Here is a 22,662-nt window from a genome sequence, read left to right on the forward strand (position 1 = left end):
GAATCACCCGACCGCTTCAGGACCTCTCGTCAAATCTGAGCTTGTCCACCATCGACGAAGATCTCCGTACCGGCGATGAAGCTCGAATCTGAGGAAGCGAGAAAGACAGCGACACCCGCGACTTCGTCGGGATCGCCGAGACGCCCGAGCGGGATGGTCGACGCCATGTAGTCGAGCGTGCTCTGCTGCTGCACGGTATCGGGGCCGGCCAGATCGACAAGGCCTGGTGTCTTGATCGGGCCCGGGCTGATGACGTTCACGCGGATGCCGCGAGACTTCAGGTCGAGCGTCCAGCTCCGGGCGAAATTGCGCACCGCGGCTTTCGAGGCGCTATAGACACTGAACGCCGGCGTGCCCTTGATGCTGACGTTCGACGCAGTGAGTATCACCGAGGCGCCATCGACGAGAAGCGGCAACGCCTTCTGCACCGTAAAGAGCACGCCCTTCACGTTGCGATCGAACGTATCGTCATACTGCTCTTCAGTGATCGCCCCCAAGGGCAACATCGATCCACCGCCTGCATTGACGAACAGCACATCGATGCGGCCTGCTTCTGTCTTTACGCGCTCGTAGAGCCGGTTGAGGTCGTTAAGATTGGCGGAGTCGGCGCGCACACCGGTCGCCCTCGGCCCGATCGCCGCAACGGCGGCATCGAGGTCAGCCTGGCGACGGCCGGTCACAAAAACCCGCGCGCCCTCGCCCACAAAACGCCTGGCGGTGGCAAGCCCGATACCGGTTGTGCCGCCGGTGACGACGGCTATCTTTCCTTCGAGTTTACGTACCATGATCTATCTCCATGCACAGCTGTGCGATGAGACAAATCTATGGCAGCATGCTAATTTTCGAAATAGAAATGATTGAAAACCATCGTTGCAGGATTGTCGATGTCAAAGCTGCCTGACTTTGAAGGATTCGCGATGTTCGCGAAGGTCGCCGAAGAAGGTTCGTTCGCTGCTGCTGCGGCGACGATGGGCGTCTCCGTTGCCACAGTTTCCCGGGCCGTCACCCGCCTCGAGGAGCGATTGGGGGGACGGCTTTTTAACCGCACTTCCCGACGACTTGCGCTCACGGACTACGGCCATATGCTCGCCGAGCGCGCGGCGAAAATCTACGCCGACGCCGAAGAAGCGGAGAATATCGCGCGTGAGACGTCAAGCCGGCCGCGTGGTCTGGTCAAGCTCGCTGCGCCACTGTCGTTCGGCGCGCGCTGGGTTGCCCCACTGCTGCCGGAGTTCTTCCGGACCTATCCGGATATTTCCGTGGAACTTCATCTCACGGACACCCATGCTGATCTGATCGGTGATGGCTTTGACGCGGCCCTCCGTATCGCCATCATGGAAGATTCGTCACTCGCTGCACGTCTCATAGCACCCGTGCGCCGGTTTGTCGTGGCATCTCCAACCTATCTGTCTCGCTATGGTCGCCCGCAGCACCCCCATGATCTTGGCGCGCACCAATGCCTTACCTACGCCAACAGGAGCAAGCGGGACGTTTGGCGTTTTACCCACAAAAATGGTGAGGAATGCACGATCACACCGACCGGGGCATTGCGGGCAACAAACGTGGAAGCGTTATTGCCCACGCTCCTCGCGGGACTTGCCATTGCTGAGCTTCCCGAGTTCGTTGCGACGCAGTATTTCCCCGACAAACGGCTTGAACCGATTTTGACCGATTGGCGCTTGCCCGAAGGCGGTCTGTATTTCGTCACACCCACTGCCCGCGCAAGGCCAGCAAAGGTTAGCGCGTTGGCCGACTTCTTCATCTCCAGACTCAGCCCGGCGGAATGGAGCGCCGAGACGCTGATGGGCTGGAAGCCACCTGGTCATCGTAGCCGGTGATTGCGACCCTTTCCAAAGGCGCTGTCACGTTAGCGTTCGGGATCGCGTAAGCCACACATGTGTCGCTTACGCTCGCGCATCGCGCTGATGACTGTTTTCGGCTCGGTTATTGATCCGCGCGCTGGCTTTGACGAAGACGTACCTGACATCAGCCAGTTCGGGAATCTCAGCTTTGGCCGCCTGATAGCTACGCAGTTGGTCAGTCACAATCTTGCGCGGCGCCTTTACACACGAAGCAGGCACGCGTATGAAGAGCCGTTTGGCTGCATCCATGTCGCGGCGCTTCAGCAGCAGGATATCGAACTCGGCACCGTGCTGATCGACTGCCCGTCACAGCAAGTACGGCTCACCGCGGAGCGTAACGAACACTTCGTCAAGGTGACATGTCGTGCCTGGTTTGCGCCGAGCTGCTTTGACAGGCTGAGCCAAACCGGTGCCGAACTTCCCGCAGCAGCGTTGTAACTTGTGACACATCCGACCGCATAGGCAGAAGCCGGCAGCGGTAAGGTCTTCGCAGCACCCTCGATATGCTCGGCTAACAATTCCCGCGCCTGTCTTGCATTGGTATCAAGCTTGGGACATGCCCCTATGCGCGCCGTAGCGGGATATGTGAGAAAGTCCAATTGAATCTTTCCGGAGCCGATCCAGGGAGCACGGCAATGAAGATCCAGTATTTCCTTGTGGCGGCCGCGGTCGCCATGATGACCTGCCCGGTATTTGCCCAGCCACAGACGTCTGTGGAAATCAGAGAGGGTGCAGACAAGAGCACCGTAACAGGAACTGCAACGGTAATTGCCACGGTCGTCGCCATTGATCCTGCAACCCGGACCGTCACGCTCAAAGACAAGAACGGCCGCGTCGAAGAACTTGAGGCCGGCGCGGAAGTGCACAACTTTGATCAGCTCAAGGTTGGCGATGTGGTCACCACCGAGTACCGGGAGGCGAGGTCTCTGAGTCTCACAAAAACGAACGGCCCACGGTCTGCCAGGGAGCGGCGGATCTCACAGCCGGCCGCGTCCGGGGCCAAACCGGGCGGCACAATCAGTCGTGAAGTGACGGTAGTGGGCGATGTCGTTGCCGTCGATGCAAAGGGGGAACACGTCACAATAAAGGGGCCGCAGGGCACGGTGGATGTGTTGGTGGACCCCGAGCAGTTGAAGAACATTCGCAAGGGTGATCAGGTTGAGATTGTGCACACCGAAGCGGTTGCGATATCCGTCAAGCCCGGAACGAGCAAGTAGTCACCGGGAGAGTTCAGGTGTCGCGTTTTGCGCCGTTCAGGCAAAGCGAGATCAGCTTCCCTTGAACCGAGCTGATAACGGCCAGATTTTCGCCTTATCTAACCCAATCGGTCGAAGCACTCGTACACGGTTACAGCGAATGGTTGAGGCTTTACACATTCGCTCTGGTTGCGACTTCGGTGCACACCAACGATATCTTCAAGCCGACTTCGATGCCGAAACCATTGGTTGTGGTCAATTAAGGGGCGCAACCAGCAGCGCCCCCGTGCTGCTTTAGTGCCCGGCGCTCTGACCGCCATCGACGTGCAGAATTTCGCCCGTCACGAACGGCGCCGCATCCAGATACAGGATCGCGTTGACGATGTCGCTCATCTCACCCATATGGCCCATCGGATGGAGTGCGCCGAGTGCCCCGTGGGTTTCGGGGGCGTGCATCGGCGACTTGATGATGCCGGGCGAAACCGCGTTCGCACGGATGCCGCGCTTCGCATATTCGATTGCGAGTGACTTTGTGGCTGCGTTCAGACCGCCCTTCGTCAGCGATGCCAACACCGACGGCACACCGTCGATGGCGTGGTCGGCCAGGGTCGTCGTGATGCTGACCACATGGCCGCTGTTGTTCTTCTCCATTTCAGCGATCGCCAACTGCGTGATGTAGAAGAAACCGTTCAGATTCACGCCCGTCACCGCAGCGTAGTCTTCAGACGTATAGCCGGTAAACGGTTTTGCGATGAAGACACCGGCGTTGTTGACCAGCGTGTCGATGCGGCCGAAGCGTGCCACGCCCTCGGCAATCACGCGACGCGCCGTCGCCGGATCAGCGATGTCACCCGCTACCGTCACGATGTTGGGATCTTCGGACGGCTTGATGCTGCGTGCCGTTGCGACGATGCGGTAATCAAGCTTGCGGAATGCTTTGACGGTCTCGGCACCAATGCCTTGCGATGCGCCAGTAACAACTACGACCTTTTGCGACGTGCTCATGGAATACCTCGAATATTGGATTGGGCTTTCTTGCCCACCGGGCCGGTGGCTCCGATAGGTGCCTAATCTAGGGGTATTCACGCGCTGAGAAAACACCCGCTATGGACAAACTATTTTGCGCGAGCGGAACAAATGGGGTCGAGGGGGACGTCCTGTGCGAACGAATCGGGCGACCCCGCCGTGGGTCGACGCGAGCCCGCCCTTATCAACCCTCGCCGCCAGGCAGCGTGGCATTGAATGCCAATGAGAGCGTGCCCACCAGAATGAGGCTCGATGCCCAGACTGCGTCCAGGTTGAACCAGCTCCGTGACACGAACTTCAGCCCCAGGTAGCGGTAAACCAGCCAGGCCAGCAATCCGCCAACCGCGATCATGGCGATCGCATGGACGCCGGAGACAAGCAGCGCCATGCCCAGATTGGCGTCGATCAGGGTCCGCGCGGCCTGATGCCCTCGATCCATGTCGTAGGACCGGCAAAGGCCGAGGTAGATCGGTACCAGCATCAGTCCGGCGCCGTGCGCGATGGCAACGGCGAAGGACCAGAGCGCAAGCCGCGACGGCGGGATACGCGCGAGTACACGCGGATGGCGCCGCCAGATCAGAAGGCAGCCCCCAAAGCCGATGACCAGCACGCTCGCGCCGATCTGGATCTCGCGCTGCCAGGCGAGCAGGACCGCAAGCATGGCGAAGGGCACGATCACCACGAACATGGCCAACACGTGCCCCGCCGCGAGATACAGGAGTGCGGAAAACAGCGCCCGTGCACGTTTGTCCATCAGCCCGCTCGAAACGGCGAGCGGCCATCCCATCGCCGGGTTGAGCCCGTGATAGAGGCCACTCGCCGCGACGGCTAACCAAAGGGCGATCTGCGGCCAGCCACTACCAATCAAGTTCCCACCGACGGGTAGCAAAACGAATCGGTCGAACAGTCACCGCCTTCGAGCCGGATCTGGTGAGCCCGGTATCCGTCGGGAAAGGCGACCCAGTAGTCGTCGGCCAGCGCAAGGCCGCCACCAGGTTCCGCCCGGGCCATGACCTGTGCCGCCGGCACACCGTCCGGATAGAACTGGTTGTCCCACGTCGAGTAGAGCGAGTTGGTCCAGTAGACACGCTTCCCGTCGCGACTGATCTCGACCATCTGCGGACCACCCGCGAAGGTTTGACCGTTCGGGTGAGGCGTGCGCCGTACGATCCCGCCGATGTGGACTGATCCCGTGAGCTTCGGCTTACGGGGTTCCGTCACGTCGTACTGGCGCATTTCGCCGGTTCCCCAACAGGCGACGTACAGGAATTTGTCGTCGATGGAGAGATCGATATCGGTGACGAGCGGCGGCACCGCGCCGAATCCCTGAAGCAAGGGCGGAAGCAGTTCCGCGGCCGCGGGCTCGGGCGGAATCGTCGCGGTCTTCTCGATGTGAAACTTTCCGCCCTCCCGCCACCAGGTCCAGATCGATCCTTCAAGGTTCGTCGTATCCACCACCACGCCAATGAAGCCGTATTCGCGGCTGGGATCGTGCGCAGGCCGCACTTCGAGCGCCATCTGATGGTTGGCGCCGAGGTCGATCGTCTGCACGTTGCGCCTCGCCCGCAAATCCCAGAAGTGGATGTGGTGCCCGTACTTGTTCGAGAGAAGATCTTCGGGGACGATCCCATTCTCGAATTGCGGCGGCAACGCCCACTCGCTCGACACCATGTAGTCGCGCGGCAGGTTCCACCAGAAATCGTAGTGTTTTTCCTGGGGCCCACGGTCGATTTCCCAGCGGCCGAGAACCTCGAAAGTCTCGCAGTCCATGATGAAGATCCCCGGGGGACCGTCGGTACCGTCCTTCCCAGCGCCACCGAGCGTGCTGACGTAGATTCCTTCCGGTCCGCAATGAACGGTGTGGGGACGCGAGTAGCCCGTCTTGCGGAAGATTTCCTCGGGTTCGATGATCTTGTGGATTTTCGCCTGGGTCGGATGGGGCTTGGCGTCCACGATGTAGATGCGCGAGGAGCGCATCCCCGGAATGATCAGATAACGCCGTTCGAGGAAGGCGTGGCCGGTCAGCGGCGACAGTGACGATGAGCAGGCATTCCATCCAAAGTGGTGAAATTCGTCCCCCTTGTTCGGCACCGGCACCGTGTGAACCACCTGGCTGTAGGTCGGCGATCCGGGCTTCACATCGACGACGGCGAGCGCATCGGGCTGCGAGAAATCGGGGCTGAGCAGCAGCGTGTAAGCGAAGTCTTCCGCTGGCGCATCCATGGCGAGTTTCGGCGATGCGTGGAACGTAGGATCTGGGCGCATTCCCATGACGAGGTCCTCCTGTCGATCTGGTTCGGGGCCGGTAGCGGCGGGAGCGACCGGTTGTTTCCCCCACGTCAGCGCGCTTCGCATTTCGTCATACTTAAGCGCGTTGCCACACTCTCATTGTCGCGACATCGGGCCGTTAGTGCTGCACGCCCCAACGCCGAACGGTCACGCGTTCGAGCGTATCGAACACCAGATGCTCGATCAGCAGGCCAATCACGATGACCGCAGCCAGCCCGGCGAAAACGCGATCCGTATACAACTCGTTGCGATTCTGAAAGATATACCACCCAAGCCCACCGCTGCCGGAACTCGCGCCGAATACGAGTTCGGCGGCGATCAGCGTGCGCCACGCAAAGGCCCAGCCCACGCGCAAGCCTGCAAGAATCGACGGCAATGCGGCCGGTACCAGGATCAGCAGCACATGGCGCATACCGGTGAGGCCGTAGTTACGCCCCGTCATACGCAGCGTCGCCGGCACCGATTGAAAACCGGAGTACGTGTTGAGCGCAAGCGGCCACAGCACCGCGTGCACCAGGACGAACAGCAGGCTGCCGGTGCCGAGTCCGAACCAGAGCAAAGCGAGCGGCAACAGCGCGATGGAAGGCAACGGGTTGAACATCGCGGTCAGCATCGACAGAAAATCGCGGCCTATACGCGTCGATACGGCCAGCGACGTCAGAACAAAGGCGAGTGCGGCCCCAAGCAGATAGCCGCGCAGCAGCACGGACATCGACACCGCCGTTTTCTGCAGCAGTTCGCCCGACCAGACACCTTGTACGAAGGCGCTGAACGTCGCGCCGAAAGTCGGCAGCAGCAGATCGTTGTCGACCGCACGCGCGGCGATTTCCCATACTGCGATCAACACCAGCGCAATCAGCGTCTTGCGCAACCAGCTTTGCGCAAAGAGGCGCTTGCCGAGAGGTAGCGGCGCTTCGAGGACAAGTTCACCGAGCGGTTCGAGCGGGCGCTCATACTCCTCACGAACCGGCGGCAGCAGGACGGTGGGCGTGCTCATTGAACGGCCTCCGTTTGTTCGAACAACAGGTGATGGATACGCGCAACGCTGTGCTGAAAGTCGCTGCGCCCGAAACTATCCTGCGAATACTGGTGACTGTTAAGCTCGGCGCGCACGCGGCCTGGATGCGGCGACAGCAACAGTATCCGGTTGCCGACCACGAGCGCCTCTTCGATTGAATGCGTGACGAACAGCAGCGTGAAGTTCACCTCTTCCCACAAGCGCAGCAGTTCCTCCTGCATCTTGCGGCGGGTCAGCGCGTCGAGCGCGGCAAACGGTTCATCCATCAGCAGCACGCGCGGTTGCATCGCCAGCGCGCGGGCAATCGCGACGCGCTGCTTCATCCCGCCCGACAACGTATGCGGATAGGCATTGGCAAACGAAGCAAGCCCCACCTTGTCGAGATAGTGCAGCGCGCGTTCTTTGGCTTCTGTGCGTGAAAGTTTCATCGCCACCCGCAGCGGGAAAGCCACGTTCTGCAGAACCGTCTTCCACGGCGGCAACTGGTCGAATTCCTGAAACACGACAATACGATCAGCGCCGGGGCCGCGCACGGCAACGCCTTCGAGCGAGATGCTGCCCGACGTCGGCTGGATGAAACCGGCCACGGCTTTGAGCAGCGTCGACTTGCCGCAACCCGAGGGGCCAAGCAGGACGAAGCGGTCGCCCCCGTACACGTCGAAACTCACGTCGTGGGTCGCGCGAACGATCCGTTCACGCGTGCGGTATTCGAGGTTGACGTGTTCGACCGCGAGCAGTCTTTCGCTGGTCGCCGGAGCGGCCTGCTCAGTATCGTTCGGAAACAGCAAGGTAGGATTGGCCACCATCAGATCGCTCCCTGTAAGCCGACCGCACGCGCCGATGAATAGCCGGCGAAGCTCGATAAGAAAATCACGCTCAACTTCCCGCCGCGGTTGCCGGATCGTCGAAGAAATAATCCTTCCATGACTTGGGCTCGTTTTTGATTACGCCGACGCGATACATGAACTGCGCGAGTCCGAACGTGTTCTGCGGTGCGACCTTGAACTGCACCTGCGGATCCTTGATGACCTTCAGCAGCAGATTGCGGTCGATTTTCGACTGGTTCGTACGGATGTAGATATCGGCTGCGGCGTCGGGGTTCGCGGAGATAAAGCGTGCGGCATCCGCCAGCGCATCGACGAAGGCGCGATAGGTCTTCGGATTGGTGTCGCGGAATTTTTCCGTCGCGTACAGGACGGTTGCCGAGCTCGGGCCACCCAGCACGTCGTACGAATTCAGCACGATGTGCGCCTTCGGATTGCCGGCGAGTTCCTGCTCCTGAAACGGCGGATTGCCGAAGTGTCCGGTGATTTCCGTGCCGCCTGCGATGATCGCCGCGGCCGCGTCGGGATGCGGCAGCGCCTGCGTGAACTTGTCGAGACGGTTGTAATCCTTGTCGCCCCAGCGTTTCGCCGCCGCGTATTGCAGCACGCGCGATTGCACCGACACATTGACCGCCGGCAGCGCGATACGGTCCTTCTCGGTGAAGTCGGCGATCGTCTTGACATTGGGATTGTTGCTGACGAGGTAGTACGGCAGATTACCGAGCGAGGCCACGCCCTTCACGTTCTGCTTGCCGTGCGTGCGATCCCAGATCGTCAGCAAGGGGCCGACGCCCGCACCGGCGATATCCACCGCGCCGGAGAGCAACGCATCGTTGACCGCGGCGCCACCCGAGAGCTTCACCCAGTCGACCTTGATGTCGAGGCCCTGCTTACGCCCTTCTTTCTCGACAAATTGCTGGTCGCGCGCTACGTTCAGCAGCAGATAGACGATACCGAACTGTTCGGCGATGCGGATCTGCCCTTCGGCGTGCGCGGGTACGGCTGCGCCGAAACCGGCGACACCCATCGACAAAGTAAGCAGCGTTGCGGTCAAACGTCGGGGAAAAGACGACCGCAGAGCGGTCGGGCGAAACCTGGCAGGCATCGGAACTCCGGTCAGCATGTGATAGTGGTTATGGCGAGCGGCGTTGCCGTCAGAACGGCACGTCGCCTTCAATCGTCGTGCGATACAGTTTGCGGCGCAGATGATCTGGCGTGCCGGCCGCAAGATGCATCAACGAGCGGTTGTCCCAGAACACCATGTCGTGTTCGGCCCATTGATGCCGGTACAGATGCTCGGGGCGCACGCTATGCGCGAAAATTTCCTCGAGTAATGAATTGCTCTCGTCTTCCGGCAAGCCGATCACGCGAGTCGTGAAATGCTCGCTGACGAAGTGCGCGCGGCGCCCGGTCTCAGGATGCGTGCGCACAATCGGCTGCACGACTGGTTTCACTTGTGCGATCTGCTCCGCCGACAGATTCGGCCGCCATGGGCTGCGTTTCTGCAATTCCGCGTATTTCGCGAGATATGTGTGCTCGGCCGAACGCCCTTCCACCGCGTTACGCAAGTGCGCCGGCAACGTGTCCCACGCGAGGTGCATGTTGGCGAACAGCGTGTCGCCGCCTTCCGAAGGCAGTTCCTGCGCATGCAGCAGCGAACCGAGGCTCGGCTTCTCCTTGTACGACAGATCGGAATGCCAGTAATGACCGGCGTCGCCGAGACCGATCGGCTGGCCGTTCTCGACGATGTTCGAGACGACCAGCACCTCCGGGTAGCCCGGCAACTGGAATTGATGCAGCACGTGAATCTGCAACGGGCCGAAGCGGCGGCTGAAGGCAATCTGCTGATCCGGCGTGATGCGTTGATCGCGAAACACCAGCACGTGATGGTCCAGATGCGCACGGTGAATGCGCGCGAAATCGTCCTGACCCAACGGTTCGCTGAGATCGAGACCCAGAACTTCAGCGCCGACGGGACCGTCGAAAGCGCGAATTTCGATGTGCCGGGCTTGATTGATATGGCCAGTGGCGCTGGCGGCGGTGGGTGTTAAGGCAGTCGTCACAGGAAACTCTTCGTCGAATCTGTTCGAAGGACGCCGGCTAAGGCGAAGTCAGACGAATTTACCGGTGCATGCGCGCGGCGACAACGAAGCAAATCCGATACGGTTATCTGCTGGAGTGATAAACCCGATGCTTTAACGCGCTGCGGCGCCCATTCGCACGCTCGATCGTCGCCGCGGCCAAGCCCCAGTTGGGCGCGAGCAGCTTTGCCGCACCGTCGGGATGGTTACTGAGCCCATCCCCCCGACAGCAGCCTGGCGTGTTACCAGCAAAAATCTGTCCGGCGTCAGCCGTCAACCGGCTCCTCGAGCCTTCTCCTGATCACGTCGATCAATGCGCGTACCTTTGCCGTCGGATAACGGGTAGGCGGAAACACCGCGTAGATGCCCTTGGGCTTGCCGGCCCAAGCCGGCAACAGGCGGACCAACCGCCCCGCCGCCACGTCTTCCGCGATCGAAAAATCAGTCAGCAATCCGAAGCCACCGCCCACCAGTGTCGCCGCACGGGCGGCATCGGCCGTATTCACCAGCAGAACATTCTCGCAGCGCACGCTTTGTCTTGTGCCTTTCGCCCGCTGCAACTCAAGCGTCAGCGGATGCGGCAAGACAGATAGCGCGACATGAGGCATGGCAGCGAGCGCAGCCGGCGTCTTCGGCTTACCCCACGTATCGATGAATTCCGGACTCGCGACGATCCATTTGACGTAACCACCGAGCTTCACGGCACGGTAGCCCGAGTCGGCAAGTTGCCCCAGACGGATGGCCACGTCGATGCCTTCCGCGATCAGATCCACATAGTGGTCGTTGCAAACCAGTTCGATGTCGAGTTCCGGATACGTACGGCGCATCTCCACCAGCGCGGGCGTCACCACCAACGCCCCGTAGTCGATCGGCGCATTCACGCGCAACGTGCCGCGTAACGGCGCAGATTCCCCCGATACGGCCGATAGCGCTTCCTCCGCCGCCTGCAAGATCTTGCAACTTGCCTCGTAGAAAGCACGCCCGCTTTCGGTCACGCTGAGCCGCCGCGTCGTTCGGACCAGCAGACCCGCGCCGATTTCGCGCTCGAGCCGCTGCAGATGCGTGCTGACCATGGTTTTCGTGAGGCCGAGACGCGCGGCCGCCGCGGTAAACGAGCCCGCTTCCACCACTGCAACAAAAATCGCAAGGCGGTTCAGATTGACATCTTTTAGATCTGCCATTCGCCGATTGTCCATCTTTGATTGATTATGTTTTCTAGCTTAGCAGTCTTCTGCGCGGTGCCGCGAGCCGGTACGCTTACCCCATTCCAGTCGACGGTTGTCGGCTTTCCCCGCCCCAGGAGCTTTCAATGTCAGCCGCCAGACCCGCCCAGCCGATCCGCCTTCACACCACGCTCCTCTCCGGGCACGGGCACCGCGTGAAGTTGTTCCTGACATTACTCGATCTGCCTTTTGAAGTGATCGAACTGAACATGGCTGCCGGCGACAATCGTCGCCCGGAATACCTGAAGCTCAACCCGTTCGGCCAGGTGCCGACAATCGAAGATGGCGAGACGGTGCTGTTCGATTCGAACGCAATCCTCGTCTATCTGGCGAAACGCTATGGCGACCCGTCATGGCTGCCGGAAGACGCGCTCGGCGCCGCCGCCGTGCAACGCTGGCTCTCGCTCGCCGCCGGACAGATCGCTTACGGACCGTGCGCAGCGCGGCTGGTGACGGTATTCGGTGCACCGCTCAATCTCGACACCGCGCAGAAGATCGCCCACAAGCTATTCGACGTGCTCGACGCCGAGCTTGCCGGCAAGAATTTCGCCGCGGGGGACCATGTGAGCATCGGCGACATCGCCGCGCATACGTATATCGCCCATGCGCCGGAAGGCGGCGTCTCGCTCGAACCGTACCCGAACATCCGGGCGTGGCTCCGCCGTGTCGAAGCGCTGCCACGCTTCATCGCGATGCCTGCAACGAAGGCCGGACTGCTCGCCGCTTAACCAGAGAAATGCGTACGCCCTGACGGGCAGAGGCCGATATGTCCCAGCATTCTTCCGGCGCGCCGCGCGGCTGGGACGCCGCCGAGTCGCCGTTTCACGCCGCCGAACTCCTGGTACAGCGACATGTGGGAGTAAACGAAGAGGCGGAGTCGATTGGCCGTCGAGGCATCCGTCGGTATATGCCGGACCAGCATCGGCAGTTTTACGCCGAACAGCCATTCATGGTGTTCGGCGGGCTCGACGCAAACGGCCAGCCGTGGGCAACGTTGCGCGCGGCCGAACCGGGCTTTGTATCGTCCCCGGATCCGCGCACGTTGCGGATCGAGGGCGGCGTTTTACCGGGCGATCCGCTGGCTGGGTACTGGCAGCCCGGCATGATGGTCGGTGGCCTGGGGCTGCAGGCGCAGACCCGCCGGCGCAATCGCGTCAACGGCGTGGTGTCGTCGGTAGATGGCGATACGGTCACGCTCGAGGTCATGCAAAGCTTTGGCAACTGTGCAAAATATATTCAAAGCCGTACGCCGACCTTCGTTGCGCGCGGCGCAACTGGCACGCGGACACCCGTTGAAACGTCGATCCAACTCAGCGACGCGGACCGCGCATTGCTGGCCAACGCGGATACTTTTTTTATCGCCAGCGCGAACGTCAGCGAAGAAGCGGGCCCGGCTCGCGGCGCCGATGTTTCGCATCGCGGCGGCATACCGGGCTTCGTGCGCATTGACGACGCGACCACCCTGACAACGCCCGATTTCAGCGGCAACCGCTTGTTCAACACGCTGGGCAATCTGCTCCACGATCCGCGCGCCGGCTTGTTGTTCGTAGACTTCGCGAGCGGCGACCTGCTATACGTCGCGGCGCTCGCCGAAATCGTCTGGGACGGTCCGGAACTGGCTGAGTTTCCATTGGCCGAGCGGCTGGTGCGCTTTCGTATTACCGAAGTGCGGCGCAGCCGCCAGGCGTTACCGTTTCATTGGTCGGAAGTCGGCTATGCGCCACAGTTCGTGGCGCCGGCTTCACTGGCCGCTTCTGTGCCCGCTGCACCGCCTGCTTCGTTGCCTGATTCCCTGTCGGCCTCACCGCTCGATTCCCTGCCTGCTGCAACGCTCGAATCGCCGTGGAAGAAGCTCAGGATCGCAGCCGTGCACGAAGAAACGTCCATGATCCGCTCGTTCTATTTTGAATCGGCGGACGGCTCGCCGTTGCCGGCATACGAGCCTGGGCAATACCTGCCGATCCGCGTGCCGGTCGACGGCTTGGACAAACCGCTGACGCGCACCTATACGCTGTCCGACGGGAGCAACCGGCGGCAGTACCGGATCACCGTGAAACGCGACGGGGTCGGCTCAGCCTGGCTGCATGACCGCTTCGCCGCCGGCATGCAGATCGAAGCGATGGCACCGCGTGGCGCATTCACCTACGATTCAGCCAGCCTGCGCCCCGCCGTGTTCATTTCGGCGGGTATCGGCATCACGCCGATGATCACGATGCTGCATCACGCCATTGCCGCGCGCGAGCCGCTTAGTCCGCCCAGGCCGCTGCATTTCTTCCATGGCGCGCGACGCAACGTCGATCGGCCGTTCAGTGCGCACCTGCAGGACCTCGCGTCGCGCCATCCAGCGGTCTCGATGCACCTGTTCGACAGCGCCACCGATCCAGCCACCCACGCGCCTTCCGGCACCTTGCCCGGTCGCGTGAGCGTAGCGGAAATCAAGCGCGCACTGCCCTTCGACGACTACGACTTCTATCTGTGTGGCCCCGAGTCGTTCATGCGTGAACTGTATGAAGGATTGCGCGCGCTCAACGTCGCCGATAACAGAATCCGCTTTGAGGCGTTTGGACCGGCAACCGTCAAACGCACGGCAATCCCAGCGGCGGTGGCGGAAAACGCCCAAAGCTCGCGCCCCGCAAACGTACCGGCAAACGATGGAGCAGGCATACCCGTAACGTTCGCGCGATCGCAGCGCACGGTTCAATGGCTGCCGAAGAACGGCACGCTTCTCGACCTCGCCGAGGCATGCGGGATCGCCGCGCCGTCGAGCTGCCGGTCCGGGATGTGCGGGACATGCTCCACGCGCGTGTTAAACGGGCGAGTCGCCTACGAAGAACCCACGGACGCCCCCATCGACGCAGGCCATGCCCTCATCTGCATGGGGCGGCCGCTCGCCGACGACGTCGCCGCGAAGGACGGACTGTCGCTGGAACTCTGAATGACGGGCCCGCCGTCCTGAGGCAAAATCGGACTACGCATGCGGCCACGCAGGTGCCTACTGTTTCCGATCGGTAAGATCAAGCGGGTGCCCGGCATTTTTACAGCAAATGCCGGTTTTCCCACATACCGAAAGCTTACGGCCAGTCATCCTGATGACTCGGGCGTGCGGCGGGAGGTTGTCATGTCGGTATATGTCGATGAAGGATTCAGGCCCTGTGTCACGGAATGCGCAACCGTCGCCTTCCGCGTCTGTTATGACGATCGGGTGCAGGTCTTCGAGGTCAGCGCCGAGGCGTTGATGACCTATTGTGGAGCCGCGAGCAAGCGGCGCACGGATTTGCTCGTCGCGTTCGAAGACGCACAACTGGAAATATTGAAGGTGGTGGAGTGCAAATGGCCGTTCAAACAGACCGAGCCCGTGCGCCTCGGGCTCGACGAATTTCGAATGGTCAGACAGTAGGTATGCCAGAATCGCGTCCATGACCTGGATCGCCGCCCTGCCGATGTACAACGTGACGCCCGCGCTTGCCACTGTGTGGCGCGAGTGGTTAGACGACGTCTTGCGCATGGTGGGCCCGGACTGCCGCATCGTCGAGCCCGACGAAGAACTGCATGGTTTCTGGCGGCGCCCCAACGTACTGCTCTCGCAAACCTGCGGCTATCCATTGGTGCATGGCTTGAACGAGCAGGTTCAGGTGATCGCTACGCCGCAATTCGATGCGCCGGGCTGCGCAGGGGCGGATTATTCGAGCGTCCTGGTGACGCGGGCGGATGCGCAGTTCGATTCAATTGCGGCTTGCCGTGGCGCGCGTGCCGCCTACAATCAGGACGATTCGAATAGCGGCATGAATGTGTTTCGCCACGCGGTGGCGCCGCTTGCGCGCGACGGTGCGTTTTTCAGCGCGGTCCTGCGCACCGGCTCGCATCTCGGATCGTTGCGGGCGGTGGTCGACAATCGGGCGGACGTCGCCGCAATCGACTGCGTGACGTTCGCCTTTGTCTGCGATGAATTGCCAGAATTGGCGCAAAAGGTTCGGCAAATCGGCTTGACCGCTGCATCGCCGGGTTTGCCTTTGATTGCCTCCAACAATGTGCCGTCCGCGACGATCGAGACGCTGCGCGAGGCACTCAACGAAGCGCACCGTGCCCAGCCAGAACGTGCCAAACGCCTGCGTTTGAAGGGTTTTTCCGCGTTGCCGCTCACCGACTACGCACGGATCGAGCAACTCGAAAACGAAGCGCGCGCCGCCGGCTACGCGCGCCTCGCTTAAGCACGGCCGTTAGCCCACATCCAGCACCAGAAGCTGCGCCCCGTCGGCAACCTGATCGCCAACCGCATACAGGAATTCCTTTACCGTGCCTGCCGCCGGTGCGCCGATGGTGTGCTCCATCTTCATCGCCTCCATCACGATCAGCGGCGTGCCCTTCTCCACCACCGTGCCCGGTTCGACCAGCAGCGCGATCACCTTGCCCGGCATCGGTGCGGTCAAGCGGCCTTCGCCACCTTCAGCATCCGCGGCATGGGCGAGCAGGTTCTGCCACTCGAACGCCAGCGCCTCGCCGAGGCAGAACACGTGGAACGTGTCGCCGTCGACGAAAACACGCCCCGTGACCCGCGCGTCGCCGATCGTCGCGCGGTATTCGTGCTGACCGGTGCCTTCCGACCAGGTGAAGCCTTCGCGCACGCCGTCGTGTTCGAGCGTTTGCGTGGCGCCGTCGCGAGCAAACGTGGCCGTGAAAACGCTTTCGTTTTCGACGTCACGCCAGCCGAGCGTCTGCGTATAGCCACTGTTCAGACGCCAGTGCGATAGTGCATCCCACGGCGACGCGCCGTGCGCCGTGCCGCCTTCACGCGTCAACAATGCGGCGCAAGCGAGCGCCAGGGCTTCCTTGAAGGGCTTTTTCACGGGCGCGAACAAGGCATCGTGATGACGCTCGATCAAACCCGTATCGAGATCGCCAGTCGCAAACGGTTCGCTCGTGACAATGCGTTGCAGGAACTCGACGTTGGTATGCGGGCCGACCACTTCGCAGGCACGCAGCGCACGATTCATCCGCGCGAGCGCCTCTTCACGCGTCGCGCCGTGGACGATCAGCTTGGCAATCATTGGATCGTAGAACGGCGTGATGGCGTCGCCTTCGCGCACGCCACTGTCGATGCGCACGGGCGCTTTGCGGTCCGGCTCGCCTAGGCCGGCCGCGCCGATGGTGAATTCGACGCCTTCGGGCATGCGCAAATGCTTGAGCGTACCCGTCGACGGCAGGAAGCCACGGGCCGGATGCTCGGCGTAAATACGCGCTTCGATCGCGTGGCCGTCGATTTTCAGTTGCTCTTGCGAAAGCGGCAGCGGTTCGTCGGCGGCGACGCGCAATTGCCATTCCACCAGATCCTGTCCCGTCACCATTTCCGTGACTGGATGCTCGACCTGCAGGCGCGTGTTCATCTCCATGAAGTAGAAATCGCCCGTGCTGGTCATGATGAACTCGACCGTGCCCGCGCCCACGTAATTCACCGCACGCGCGGCGGCCACGGCCGCTTCGCCCATCTCGCGTTTGATTTCCGCCGACAAGCCCGGCGCCGGCGCTTCTTCCAGCACCTTCTGGTGACGCCGTTGAACCGAGCAATCGCGATCGAACAGATACACCGCGCCGCCGTGACGGTCCGCGAACACCTGTACTTCCACGTGACGCGGCCGCGTCAGATACTTTTCGATCAACACGCGGTCGTTGCCGAAACTGCTGGCCGCTTCGCGTTTGCACGACGCCAGTGCCGCCGCGAAATCTTCAGTGCGCTCGACCACGCGCATGCCTTTGCCGCCGCCACCCGCGCTCGCCTTCAGCAAGACCGGATAACGGATCGCATCGGCTTCGCGATGCAGCAACTCAGGATCCTGATCGTCGCCGTGATAACCCGGCACGAGCGGCACGGCCGCCGCATGCATCAGCGCCTTCGCGGCCGCCTTCGAGCCCATGGCGGCAATCGCTTCGACCGGCGGTCCGATGAAGACGATGCCGGCCGCTTCGCAGGCATGCGCGAAGTCTTCGTTTTCCGACAGGAAGCCGTAGCCCGGATGCACCGCCTGTGCGCCGGTTGCACGTGCGGCTTCGATGATGCGCTCGACCCGCAGATAGCTTTCCGCCGCGGTCGAACCGCCGATATGTACCGCCTCGTCACATGCGGCCACGTGTTTCGCGTTGGCGTCCGCATCGGAATACACGGCCACGCTCGCGATACCGAGCCGCTTGCAGGTCGCGGCGACCCGGCAGGCAATCTCGCCGCGGTTGGCAATCAGGATCTTGTTGAACATGAGGTGTCTCGGTGAAGTGTCCCGTTCGGGGCTGTGTTGTTCTGGCGAAGGCCGGACAGCGCCCTGGAGTGGAGGCTTGCCCGCGCTTCAGGTGCGTTTCAGTTACGTTTCAACGGCATGTCAATCGCGCCAGGACGGCGTGCGCTTTTCGAGGAACGACGCGACGCCTTCACGGCCTTCCGCACCGGCTCGCGTGCGGGCGATGCGCGCCGCCGTGTCTTCGATCATGGCCTCGTTCAACTCATGGCCAGCGATGTCCTGCACGAGCTGCTTGCAGGCACGCACCGCTTGCGGACCGTTTGCGCAAAGCGTCTCGGCGATCTGCTGCACGGTAGCGTCGAGTTGTTCCGCACTGACTGCTTCGCTAACCAGGCCGAGGCGGAATGCCGTCGCGCAATCGAACTGCTCAGCGGTCGTGAAGTAGCGGCGCGACGCCTGCTCCCCCAACGCACGGATCACGTACGGCGCGATGGTCGCCGGGATCAGGCCGAGACGCGCTTCCGACAGGCAAAAACGCGCGCTCTCTACCGCAACGACGATATCGCACGCCGAGATCAGACCCATGCCGCCCGCGTATGCGTCGCCGTTCACCCGTGCAACCACCGGTTTGCTGCAGCGATAGATCGACGACAGCATGTTCGCCAGCAGCATCGCGTCGGCACGGTTCTCGTCGTCCGAGTAGCCGGCCATCTTCTTCATCCAGTTCAGGTCGGCGCCTGCGCAGAATGCCTTGCCGTTCGCGGCGAGCACTACTGCGCGCACGTCGTCGCGCACGTTCAAGGCCGTGAAAACCGAGGTGATTTCGGCGATCATCGTTTCGTTGAACGCATTGCGCACGTCCGGCCGATTCAGCGTGACCGTGGCGATCTGCCCGGCGAAAGCGACATTCAGCGTTTCGTATTGCATCGTTGCAGCTCCTGCGCTTTGCGCTCTGTCACATTCTGAACACGCCGAAACGCGTGTCTTCGATCGGTGCGTTCATCGTCGCCGAGAGGCCGAGGCCAAGCACATCGCGCGTTTGCGCCGGATCGATCACGCCGTCGTCCCACAGACGAGCGCTTGCGTAGTACGGGTGACCCTGATGCTCGTATTGGTCTCGGATAGGTTGCTTGAACGCCTCTTCTTCTTCGGCGCTCCACGAACCGCCCTTGCCTTCGATGCCATCGCGCTTGACCGTGGCCAGCACCGACGCCGCCTGCTCGCCGCCCATCACCGAAATGCGCGCGTTCGGCCACATCCACAGGAAGCGCGGCGAATACGCGCGGCCGCACATGCCATAGTTGCCTGCCCCGAACGAACCACCGATGATCACCGTGAACTTCGGCACCTTCGCCGTGGCCACGGCCGTCACCATCTTCGCGCCGTTACGCGCGATGCCTTCGTTTTCGTACTTGCGGCCCACCATGAAGCCCGTGATGTTCTGCAGGAACACGAGCGGGATCTTGCGCTGGCAGCACAGTTCGATGAAGTGCGCGCCCTTGAGCGCCGACTCCGAAAACAGAATGCCGTTGTTCGCGATGATGCCGACCGGGTGCCCCCAGATATGCGCGAAGCCACACACGAGCGTGGTGCCGTAGCGGGCCTTGAATTCGTCGAAAGCGGAATCGTCGACAATACGCGCGATTACCTCGCGGATATCGAACGGCTTGCGCGTATCGACGGGAATCACGCCGTACATGCTCTTCACGTCGTAGCGCGGCGGCTTCGGCTCCTGCAATGCCACCGGCACCCGCTTCGTGCGATTCAGATTACCGACGATGCTGCGCGCAATACCCAGTGCATGTGCGTCGTTCTGCGCGAGATGATCGACCACGCCCGACAGACGCGTATGCACATCGCCGCCACCGAGGTCTTCCGCGCTCACCACTTCACCGGTTGCGGCTTTGACGAGCGGCGGGCCGCCGAGAAAAATCGTCCCCTGATTCTTGACGATGATCGATTCATCGCTCATGGCCGGCACGTAGGCGCCGCCTGCCGTGCACGAACCCATCACGACGGCGATCTGCGGGATGCCTGCCGCGGACAGATTTGCCTGATTGAAGAAGATGCGGCCGAAGTGATCGCGATCGGGGAACACGTCGTCCTGATTCGGCAGATTCGCCCCGCCCGAGTCGACGAGGTAGACACACGGCAAATGATTTTCAGCAGCGATTTCCTGCGCCCGCACGTGCTTTTTCACGGTGACGGGATAGTACGTGCCGCCCTTGACCGTCGCGTCATTGCAGACGATCACGCACTCCTGCCCCGCGATGCGGCCAATGCCCGTGATGACGCCAGCGCCCGGCGCATCGTTGTGATACATGCCGTAGGCCGCGAGTTGCGAGAACTCGAGAAACGGCGTGCCCGGATCGAGCAGTTTCTCGATGCGCTCACGTGGCAGCAGTTTGCCGCGGCCCGTGTGTTTGTCGCGCGCCGCTTGCCCGCCGCCCAGCGCGAGTTTCTCGACCTTCGCGCGAAGATCGGCGACCAGCGCTTCGAGCGCCGCCGCATTGGTGCGGAAGTCGTCCGAGCGCGGATTCAGCTTTGATTCGATGATCGGCATTGCGTGGCTTCTCCTCTTGGCTCAAGCCGTTTCGGCGAACAGTTCGCGGCCGATCAGCATGCGGCGGATTTCGCTCGTGCCCGCGCCGATTTCATAGAGCTTCGCATCGCGCCACAGACGGCCGACCGGATACTCGTTGATATAGCCATTGCCGCCGAGAATCTGGATCGCCTCGCCGGCCATCCACGTCGCTTTTTCAGCGGTGTAGAGAATCACGCCCGCACAGTCCTTACGCACCTGGCGCACGTGTTCCTTGCCGAGCGTATCGAGTTGACGGCCCACAGCGTAGAGATACGCGCGGCACGCTTGCAGCGTGGTGTACAGATCGGCGACCTTGCCTTGAATCAACTGGAATTCGCCGATCGGCTGACCGAACTGCTTGCGGTCGTGGATATACGGCACGACCGCGTCCATGACTGCGACCATGATGCCGGTCGGGCCACCGGCGAGCACGGCGCGTTCGTAATCGAGGCCGCTCATCAGCACCTTCACGCCGCCGTTCAACTGGCCGAGGATATTTTCTTCCGGCACTTCGACGTCCTGGAACACCAGTTCGCCGGTATGCGAACCGCGCATGCCGAGCTTGTCGAGTTTTTGCGCGACCGAGAAACCCTTCATGCCCTTCTCGACGATAAACGCGGTAATGCCCCGCGAATTCGCTTCGGGATCGGTTTTGGCATAGACGACCAGCGTGTCGCAATCCGGGCCATTGGTGATCCACATTTTCGTGCCGTTCAGCACATAGTGGTCGCCCTTCTTGTCCGCGCGCAGCTTCATGCTGACGACGTCCGAACCCGCGTTCGGTTCGCTCATGGCGAGCGCGCCGATGTGTTCGCCGGAGACCAGCTTGGGCAGATATTTTTCCTTCTGCGCTGCCGTGCCGTTGCGATGAATCTGGTTGACGCACAGATTCGAGTGCGCCCCGTATGAGAGACCGACCGATGCCGACGCGCGCGAGATTTCTTCCATCGCGACCATGTGCGCCGTGTAGCCCATATTCGCACCGCCGTACTCCTCCGAGACCGTCATGCCGAGCACGCCCAGGTCGCCGAATTTGCGCCACAGGTCCATGGGGAACTGATCCGTGCGATCAATTTCCGCGGCACGCGGGGCGATTTCTTTGGCGGCGAATCCGGCGATGCTGTCGCGCAGCATTTCGATTTCTTCGCCGAGCGGGAATTGCAAACCGGGCAGGTTGCTCATTGCAGTGTCTCCAGAGTTCGTTGGCGGACCGGCTTAGCCTGGGTGGGTGCCGGCCCGTCTGAGTGCGGCTCAGCGGACGGCGGCGGCCTTATGGGCCGCCTTTACCACCCCGCACGAGGCGCGAAACGTTCAAGGCGCATTTCACGCCAGATTTACGTAAGCGTCAAGTGGTATTTTTGAGTATCACTCAGAAACCGGTTGGCATGTGTCTGGAGCCGCTATACAGTGATGGAATGGGTGTGACCGAGGCGATTGGCCTCACAAATCTGAACTGGACTCATATGACGGTTGCCATGAAGGCTGAGTTACCTGCCTCGCGCCGCCAGCCGGCGGGGCGCAAGTCACAGCAGCGCGTGAGGGAGATCTTGCAGGCGGGGCGCGACGTGTTCTCCGAGAAGGGCTACGAGCGCGCGACGACGGCGGAGATTGCGCAGCGCCTGGGGATTTCCGAGGCGACGGTGTTCAGTTATTTTCGCGGCAAGCGCGAGTTATGCGCGCGGGTGATTGGCGACTGGTACGACGAGATCATTGAAGCGATCGAGTCGGGGCTGCCGCGGGATGGCAGCGTGCGGCAGCAGTTTGCTTTTATTGTGCGGACGCATTTGCGGTTGATGCTGGTCAATGGCACGGACCTGTGTGCTTTGGTGTTGTCCGAGGGCCGGGCCCGGCATCATGAGTTGAGTGAGGCGCTGACGGAATTGCAGCGGCGGTATACGGCGCCGTTGATGCGGGTGTTGGCGCAGGGCCAGGAGACTGGGCAGATTCGGGCTGACATGCCGTTGAGGTTGTTGCGGTCGATGGTGTTTGGGCCGATGGAACATGTGCTGTGGGACGCTACGCTGGCTAATCGGCATATCGATATTGACGCTACCGCGGGTCAGTTAATCGATGTTTTATGGGCGGCTTTGATGCCGCCGGATTTGGAGGTCAGTGCTTTGCAGCAGTTCAGGGCGGAGGTTGTTGAGGCTAATCGGCGGTTTGATGAGGCGGCTCGGGCGCCTCGTGGTGGATAGTGGTTTTGGTTTTTTGCGTTTTTTGTCCGCGCGGCGCTTTTTGTCAGTGTTCTTAGGGCTTTGGCCTTTCCTTGTTCTGGCTTTCGTGCCTTTCCTTGCATTGTTAGTGGTCTATTAGCGTTGCCCCTGTGCGGGGCGGC

The 22,662-nt window shown here is 61.7% G+C and carries 20 protein-coding genes and 1 pseudogene; 7 read left to right on the forward strand and 14 right to left on the reverse strand.

Features of this window, described 5'->3' with window-relative positions; all coding sequences use genetic code 11:
- Positions 1-29: 29 nt before the first annotated feature.
- Positions 30-785 (reverse strand): SDR family oxidoreductase, encoded by a 756-nt coding sequence (locus M0D67_RS28410; RefSeq protein WP_266240591.1) that lies wholly within the window; start codon positions 783-785, stop codon positions 30-32.
- Between the two features lie 99 nt (positions 786-884).
- Between M0D67_RS28410 and M0D67_RS28415 the strand changes: the two genes are divergently transcribed.
- Positions 885-1,838 carry a LysR family transcriptional regulator gene (locus M0D67_RS28415; protein WP_266240592.1) on the forward strand — a complete coding sequence of 318 codons (954 nt, stop codon included), beginning with the start codon at positions 885-887 and terminating at the stop codon, positions 1,836-1,838.
- Between the two features lie 32 nt (positions 1,839-1,870).
- Here M0D67_RS28415 and M0D67_RS28420 read toward each other — a convergent pair.
- Positions 1,871-2,312 (reverse strand): annotated as a pseudogene (locus M0D67_RS28420) (DDE-type integrase/transposase/recombinase); the annotation flags it as partial.
- 185 nt (positions 2,313-2,497) lie between these two features.
- On the opposite strand from M0D67_RS28420, the gene M0D67_RS28425 reads away from it, so the two are divergent.
- Positions 2,498-3,079, forward strand: a complete 582-nt coding sequence (locus M0D67_RS28425; protein WP_266240593.1) for a hypothetical protein — start codon at positions 2,498-2,500, stop codon at positions 3,077-3,079.
- A gap of 273 nt (positions 3,080-3,352) precedes the next feature.
- On the opposite strand, the gene M0D67_RS28430 is transcribed toward M0D67_RS28425, so the two are convergent.
- The 8 genes from M0D67_RS28430 to M0D67_RS28465 all read right to left on the reverse strand — a co-directional run bounded on the left by M0D67_RS28430 (position 3,353) and on the right by M0D67_RS28465 (position 11,477).
- Complete coding sequence (locus tag M0D67_RS28430; protein WP_266240594.1) at positions 3,353-4,063, reverse strand: SDR family NAD(P)-dependent oxidoreductase; 711 nt, start codon at positions 4,061-4,063, stop codon at positions 3,353-3,355.
- Positions 4,064-4,268: 205 nt separating this feature from the next.
- Positions 4,269-4,952, reverse strand: a complete 684-nt coding sequence (locus tag M0D67_RS28435) for a hypothetical protein (protein WP_266240595.1) — start codon at positions 4,950-4,952, stop codon at positions 4,269-4,271.
- Entirely contained in the window at positions 4,949-6,355 is a 1,407-nt protein-coding gene (locus tag M0D67_RS28440; protein WP_266240596.1) for a selenium-binding protein SBP56-related protein, read from the reverse strand. Before M0D67_RS28440 ends, M0D67_RS28435 begins: the two co-directional genes overlap by 4 nt.
- A gap of 136 nt (positions 6,356-6,491) precedes the next feature.
- Positions 6,492-7,370, reverse strand: coding sequence for an ABC transporter permease (locus M0D67_RS28445; protein WP_266240597.1), 879 nt, complete (start codon positions 7,368-7,370; stop codon positions 6,492-6,494).
- Positions 7,367-8,197 carry an ABC transporter ATP-binding protein gene (locus M0D67_RS28450; protein WP_266240598.1) on the reverse strand — a complete coding sequence of 277 codons (831 nt, stop codon included), beginning with the start codon at positions 8,195-8,197 and terminating at the stop codon, positions 7,367-7,369. The genes M0D67_RS28445 and M0D67_RS28450 overlap by 4 nt, the downstream gene beginning before the upstream one ends.
- A gap of 70 nt (positions 8,198-8,267) precedes the next feature.
- Positions 8,268-9,320: an ABC transporter substrate-binding protein gene (locus M0D67_RS28455; RefSeq protein ID WP_266240599.1), complete on the reverse strand. Its 1,053-nt coding sequence runs from the start codon at positions 9,318-9,320 to the stop codon at positions 8,268-8,270.
- 49 nt (positions 9,321-9,369) lie between these two features.
- Entirely contained in the window at positions 9,370-10,233 is an 864-nt protein-coding gene (locus M0D67_RS28460) for a TauD/TfdA family dioxygenase (protein ID WP_266240612.1), read from the reverse strand.
- 329 nt (positions 10,234-10,562) lie between these two features.
- On the reverse strand, positions 10,563-11,477 hold the full coding sequence (locus M0D67_RS28465; protein WP_266240600.1) for a LysR family transcriptional regulator: 915 nt from the start codon (positions 11,475-11,477) through the stop codon (positions 10,563-10,565).
- Between the two features lie 128 nt (positions 11,478-11,605).
- Here M0D67_RS28465 and M0D67_RS28470 point away from each other — a divergent pair, with 128 nt between their 5' ends.
- The 4 genes from M0D67_RS28470 to M0D67_RS28485 all read left to right on the forward strand — a co-directional run bounded on the left by M0D67_RS28470 (position 11,606) and on the right by M0D67_RS28485 (position 15,727).
- Positions 11,606-12,247: a glutathione S-transferase family protein gene (locus M0D67_RS28470; protein WP_266240601.1), complete on the forward strand. Its 642-nt coding sequence runs from the start codon at positions 11,606-11,608 to the stop codon at positions 12,245-12,247.
- A gap of 38 nt (positions 12,248-12,285) precedes the next feature.
- On the forward strand, positions 12,286-14,454 hold the full coding sequence (locus tag M0D67_RS28475; RefSeq protein ID WP_266240602.1) for a pyridoxamine 5'-phosphate oxidase family protein: 2,169 nt from the start codon (positions 12,286-12,288) through the stop codon (positions 14,452-14,454).
- 183 nt (positions 14,455-14,637) lie between these two features.
- Positions 14,638-14,916, forward strand: a complete 279-nt coding sequence (locus M0D67_RS28480) for a DUF1488 family protein (protein WP_171926179.1) — start codon at positions 14,638-14,640, stop codon at positions 14,914-14,916.
- A 19-nt stretch (positions 14,917-14,935) separates the two neighbouring features.
- Positions 14,936-15,727: a phosphate/phosphite/phosphonate ABC transporter substrate-binding protein gene (locus M0D67_RS28485; protein WP_266240604.1), complete on the forward strand. Its 792-nt coding sequence runs from the start codon at positions 14,936-14,938 to the stop codon at positions 15,725-15,727.
- Positions 15,728-15,736: 9 nt separating this feature from the next.
- Here M0D67_RS28485 and M0D67_RS28490 read toward each other — a convergent pair whose 3' ends face one another.
- The 4 genes from M0D67_RS28490 to M0D67_RS28505 all read right to left on the reverse strand — a co-directional run bounded on the left by M0D67_RS28490 (position 15,737) and on the right by M0D67_RS28505 (position 21,509).
- Entirely contained in the window at positions 15,737-17,764 is a 2,028-nt protein-coding gene (locus M0D67_RS28490) for an acetyl/propionyl/methylcrotonyl-CoA carboxylase subunit alpha (RefSeq protein WP_266240605.1), read from the reverse strand.
- Positions 17,765-17,884: 120 nt separating this feature from the next.
- Positions 17,885-18,670, reverse strand: a complete 786-nt coding sequence (locus M0D67_RS28495) for an enoyl-CoA hydratase/isomerase family protein (protein WP_171926176.1) — start codon at positions 18,668-18,670, stop codon at positions 17,885-17,887.
- 28 nt (positions 18,671-18,698) lie between these two features.
- Positions 18,699-20,306: a carboxyl transferase domain-containing protein gene (locus tag M0D67_RS28500; RefSeq protein ID WP_266240606.1), complete on the reverse strand. Its 1,608-nt coding sequence runs from the start codon at positions 20,304-20,306 to the stop codon at positions 18,699-18,701.
- A 21-nt stretch (positions 20,307-20,327) separates the two neighbouring features.
- Positions 20,328-21,509 (reverse strand): isovaleryl-CoA dehydrogenase, encoded by a 1,182-nt coding sequence (locus M0D67_RS28505; RefSeq protein ID WP_154558311.1) that lies wholly within the window; start codon positions 21,507-21,509, stop codon positions 20,328-20,330.
- A gap of 281 nt (positions 21,510-21,790) precedes the next feature.
- Between M0D67_RS28505 and M0D67_RS28510 the strand changes: the two genes are divergently transcribed.
- Positions 21,791-22,522 (forward strand): TetR/AcrR family transcriptional regulator, encoded by a 732-nt coding sequence (locus M0D67_RS28510; RefSeq protein WP_154558448.1) that lies wholly within the window; start codon positions 21,791-21,793, stop codon positions 22,520-22,522.
- Positions 22,523-22,662: the final 140 nt, after the last annotated feature.

It is taken from the genome of Paraburkholderia sp. SECH4 (assembly GCF_030511745.1).
GTDB lineage: Bacteria > Pseudomonadota > Gammaproteobacteria > Burkholderiales > Burkholderiaceae > Paraburkholderia > Paraburkholderia madseniana.